General features: G+C 57.1%; 1 protein-coding gene, 1 tRNA gene and 1 pseudogene. All 3 read left to right on the forward strand.

The genetic code is table 11. The features are described from left to right. Window positions 1-73 precede the first annotated feature (73 nt). A pseudogene (locus ACIQVE_RS29180) lies at window positions 74-139 on the forward strand (hypothetical protein); the annotation flags it as partial. A 125-nt stretch (window positions 140-264) separates the two neighbouring features. Continuing rightward, entirely contained in the window at window positions 265-4,011 is a 3,747-nt protein-coding gene (locus ACIQVE_RS29185; RefSeq protein WP_402815364.1) for an EAL domain-containing protein, read from the forward strand. Window positions 4,012-4,026: 15 nt separating this feature from the next. Beyond that, window positions 4,027-4,103, forward strand: a tRNA-Ile gene (locus ACIQVE_RS29190). Window positions 4,104-4,641 lie beyond the last annotated feature (538 nt).

Here is a 4,641-nt window from a genome sequence, read left to right on the forward strand (position 1 = left end):
AAACAAACATACACAACAAAAATAAACAAAAAAAATAAAACTCAAACCATACACGAACCTAAACATATAACACAAGGCGCTGCGCAAGCTGCGCCACCCGACGCGAAGCGAGCATCTGCGCTCCTTCCTCGACGAGTGATACCAGAACCCCCGGCCCAGGCCGGGGGTTTTGTTTATATGGCAGATTAAATTCCCCTCACCACCCCTCCCCCGCATACCCCGTCTACACTCGAAACAACCACCCCGAGCCATAACGAGAGCGTTATGCCCAGACTGGCGTCCGCGCTAACTCTGCTGTCACTGATGATCTGGACCGCAACGGCTGACGCGCTGACTCTGACCGATGAAGAACGTAGCTGGCTGGCGGCTCACCCGGACTTGCGCCTGGGTGTCGACGCGTCGTGGCCGCCCTTTGAGTTTCGCGACGATCAGTCCCGCTATCAGGGCCTGGCAGCTGATTACATAGACGTCATACGCCAGCGTCTGGCGATCAAACTCACCCCCGTCGAACCAGTGAGCTGGACGGTGGTGCTTGAGCAGGTCAAGCAAGGCAAGATCGACCTGCTGCCGGGAATCATGTCGACACCGGAGCGCCAGAACTACCTGTCGTTTACCCGCCCTTACCTTGACTTCCCGATTGTCATCCTCGCCCACGTTGGCGGCTCACAACCGCGCAAACTCGAAGATCTGTACGGCCTGAAGATCGCCGTGGTGGAAAACTACGCGCCCCATGAACTCCTGCGCACCCACCACCCCGATCTGAATCTGGTCGCCATGCCCAATGTCAGCTCGGCCTTGCAAGCGCTCGCGACCGATGAAGTAGACGCCGTAGTGGGTGATCTCGCGTCCAGCGTCTGGAGCCTGCGTCAGCTGAAACTCGACGGCCTGTACGTCAGCGGCGAAACCCCGTATCGCTATCAACTGGCGATGGGCGTGCCCCGTGACAACAAGATGCTAGTGGGCATTCTGGACAAAGTCCTGGCCGACATGTCCCCGGCTGAAATCAGCGCTATTCAAGAGCACTGGGTCGGGAACGTCCTTGATCACCGGACATTCTGGTCGGATCTACTGGTTTACGGCCTGCCTGGCCTGCTGACCCTGATCATCGTGCTAGCGGTGGTTATCCGCATCAACCGCCGCCTGAGTTCGGAGATTGCCCGCCGCATCGACCTCGAACAGGAATTGCGCAGCAGCGAATATCACTATCGCGGACTGGTGGAAAGTTTGTCGGCCATAGCTTGGGAAGCGCGAATGAGCGACTTCACCTACAGCTACGTGTCGCCCCACGCCGAAGACTTGCTCGGTTATCCGCTGTCGCATTGGTTGATTCCGGGGTTCTGGCGCAACATCATCCACCCGGCGGATCTGACTCGCGCCCAGAGTTTCTGCGATCACGAAGTGCTGGCCGGACGCGATCACAGCCTCGATTACCGGGTGATCACCGCCGATGGTCGTTGCTTGTGGGTACGGGACATCGTCAGCCTTATCGAACACGGCCATGAACCGGTCATGCGCGGGTTGATGATCGACATCAGCGAGACCAAACGCACCGAGGAGGCGTTGCGCCTGTCGGAGCAGAAGTTCGCTTCGGTATTCCAGCAGTGCCCTGACATTCTGGTGATTGCGCGGTTGTCCGACGGTTGCTTGCTGGAAGTAAACGAGGCCTTCGAAGACCAGATCGGACTGAAAGCCGAAGATGTGATCGGTCAGACCGCCACCAATCTGAACATCTGGGGTATTCCCGGCGTCGGGCCGGGACTGTTACAGCGGTTGCAGGCCGGCAGTATCCGCAACCTGGAAATGCCTTTTCGCCGCAACAATGGCCAGGTGTTCACCGGACTGATTTCCGCCGAACCCTTTGATCTCGACACGACGCCAGCGCTGGTGGTGGTCGTGCGCGACATCACCCAGCTCAAGGAAACCCAACAGCAACTGCAAACGTCGGAAGAGAAATTTGCCAAGGCGTTTCACGCCTCGCCGGACGGTTTGCTGCTATCGCGTCAGAGCGACGGCTTGCTGCTGGAAGTCAACGAAGGCTTCAGTCGCATCACCGGGTTCAACAGCGCCATGTCGGTGGATCGCTCGACGCTGGACCTGGGGATCTGGGTCAACCTCAACGAACGCAAAAAGATGCTCGATCTGCTGCATCGCGACGGCTTTGTCCGAGATTTCAGCTGCCATATTCGCCGTAGCGATGGGCAAATCCGCCTCTGCGAAGTGTCCGCCCGACCGCTGCCGATCGGTGAAGAAGACTGCATGCTGACCATTGCCCGCGACATCACCGAACGCCACCTGATGCAGGAAAAACTGCAACAGGCTGCGACCGTTTTCGAAAGCACCGCCGAAGGCGTGTTGATCACCGACACCCAACAGCACATCAGCGCGGTCAACCGGGCCTTCACAGAGATCACCGGTTACAGCGAAAGCGAAGCCCTCGGCCATACGCCGCGCCTGCTCGCCTCGGGCCTGCACGACAGCGCGTTTTACGCGGCGATGTGGCACCAGTTGACGGATGAAGGTCACTGGCAGGGCGAGATTTCCAACCGGCGCAAGAATGGCGAGTTGTACCCGAGCTGGCTGACGATCAGCGCGGTGCGCAACCGCGACAAATTCATCACCCATTTTGTTGCGGTGTTTGCCGACATTTCCAGCCTCAAGCACGCCCAGGCCAAACTCGATTATCAGGCTCACCACGACCCACTCACCGGACTGCCGAACCGCACATTGTTCGAAAGCCGTTTGCTCACGGCACTCAACAATCAGCAGGAAAACGGTAGTCTGGGTGCGGTGCTGTTCCTCGATCTCGACCGCTTCAAACACATCAATGACAGCCTCGGTCATCCGGTCGGCGACCTGCTGCTCAAGGGCATCGCCGTTCGCCTGAAAGAACAGTTGCGCGACATTGATACCGTCGCCCGCCTCGGCGGCGACGAATTCATTATTCTGCTGCCCGGTCTGCAACAGGCCAGCGACGCCGACCATATCGCACTAAAATTGCTCAATTGCTTCGGCGCACCGTTTCAGGCCGGCGAACACGAGTTTTTTATCAGCGCCAGCATCGGCACCAGCCTGTATCCCCGCGACGGTTGTGACGTGGCCACACTGGTGAAAAACGCCGATGCGGCGATGTACCGTTCCAAAGCCAAGGGTCGCAACCGAGTCGAGAGTTACACCCGCGACCTCACGGCGCAGGCCATCGAGCGCGTGGCGCTGGAGCACGAACTGCGCCGCGCCATCGAGCGTAATGAGTTGCATCTTTACTACCAACCTAAAATCAGCCTCGACGACCACAGCCTTGTCGGCGCCGAAGCGCTGATCCGCTGGCGTCATCCAACCTTTGGCGAAGTGCCGCCGGAGCACTTCATTCCATTGGCCGAAGAGAACGGGATGATTCTGCAGATCGGCGACTGGGTGCTGGAGACCGCGTGCCGGCAGATGTTCGAGTGGAACCAGATCTACGACAGCCTTGGGCCGCTGTCGGTCAACCTCGCCGGGGCGCAGCTGCGTCAGCCAAATCTGCTTGGCCGCATCGAGCAACTGCTCAAGGACAACGGCCTCAGACCGGATTTACTGCAACTTGAAATTACCGAAAATTTCATCATGAGTCAGGCTGAAGAAGCGCTGGCAGTGCTGCATCAACTCAAACACCTGGGCGTACAACTGGCGATTGACGACTTCGGCACTGGTTACTCTTCGCTCAGTTACCTCAAGCGTCTGCCGCTGGACATCCTCAAAATCGACCAGTCCTTCGTCCGCGGACTGCCCGACGACCCCCACGATGCGGCGATTGTCCGCGCCATCATCGCCTTGGGAAGGAGCATGCAATTCACGGTAATCGCCGAAGGCGTGGAAACCCAGGCGCAACAACAATTCCTCGCCGCCGAAGGCTGCGAACAGATCCAGGGCTACATCGTCAGCCTGCCGCTGCCACCAGAAGAATTTGCCGCAACGTTTCTGCGTATTACCGTATCGGATTTTTCGGATAGCACAGCGGAGAAACCGTCGCTATAATCCGCGGCCTACTGAGGGCCTATAGCTCAGTTGGTTAGAGCAGAGGACTCATAATCCTTTGGTCCACGGTTCAAGTCCGTGTGGGCCCACCATACAAATCAAAGGCTTACGCTTAATCGCGTAAGCCTTTTTTGTTTCTCTCGCTTGAATTCTTAACGAATTGCTCAACGAATGGATTCAATGCCCTTGCATATGGAGTTGCGCGATTCGTACAACGCAATTGCAGCGGACTCATATTCAAGGCACAACGAGGCGCCGCGATTACAGCGGTCATAGGATGAAATTCCTACTCGTCCCGCACTAATCCGACGAACGGTATTAAAGATTTTGACAGTCCGGACGGTATGTCCTGAGACAGGTTGAGACGTGTTGAGACATCAAAACGGCTAGAAACGCCTGATTTGAAACGAATTGCAACGTTCTAACCAGTATTGCGAAGAGTTGAAACCTACCGCTACTATGCGAACCACTGGACATTATTACAGTGATTGCAAAAACCAAGGTCGCCTTGGCACTGCTTCGCTGGAGAGTGACAGCCGATAGACAGACAAAGAAAAGCCCCGGTACTTGCGATACCGGGGCCGATTCGGGAAAAGCGTTTGAGCGCTTTCTGTCTACCGGCATGGCCAG

Origin of the sequence: Pseudomonas sp. NPDC098747, from assembly GCF_044760045.1 — a bacterium.
Taxonomy (GTDB): Bacteria; Pseudomonadota; Gammaproteobacteria; order Pseudomonadales; family Pseudomonadaceae; genus Aquipseudomonas.

Excerpts from the sequence above, each read along its gene's own strand:
- ACIQVE_RS29185 (WP_402815364.1), top strand. The coding sequence starts at position 265 with ATGCCCAGACTGGCGTCCGCGCTAACTCTGCTGTCACTGATGATCTGG.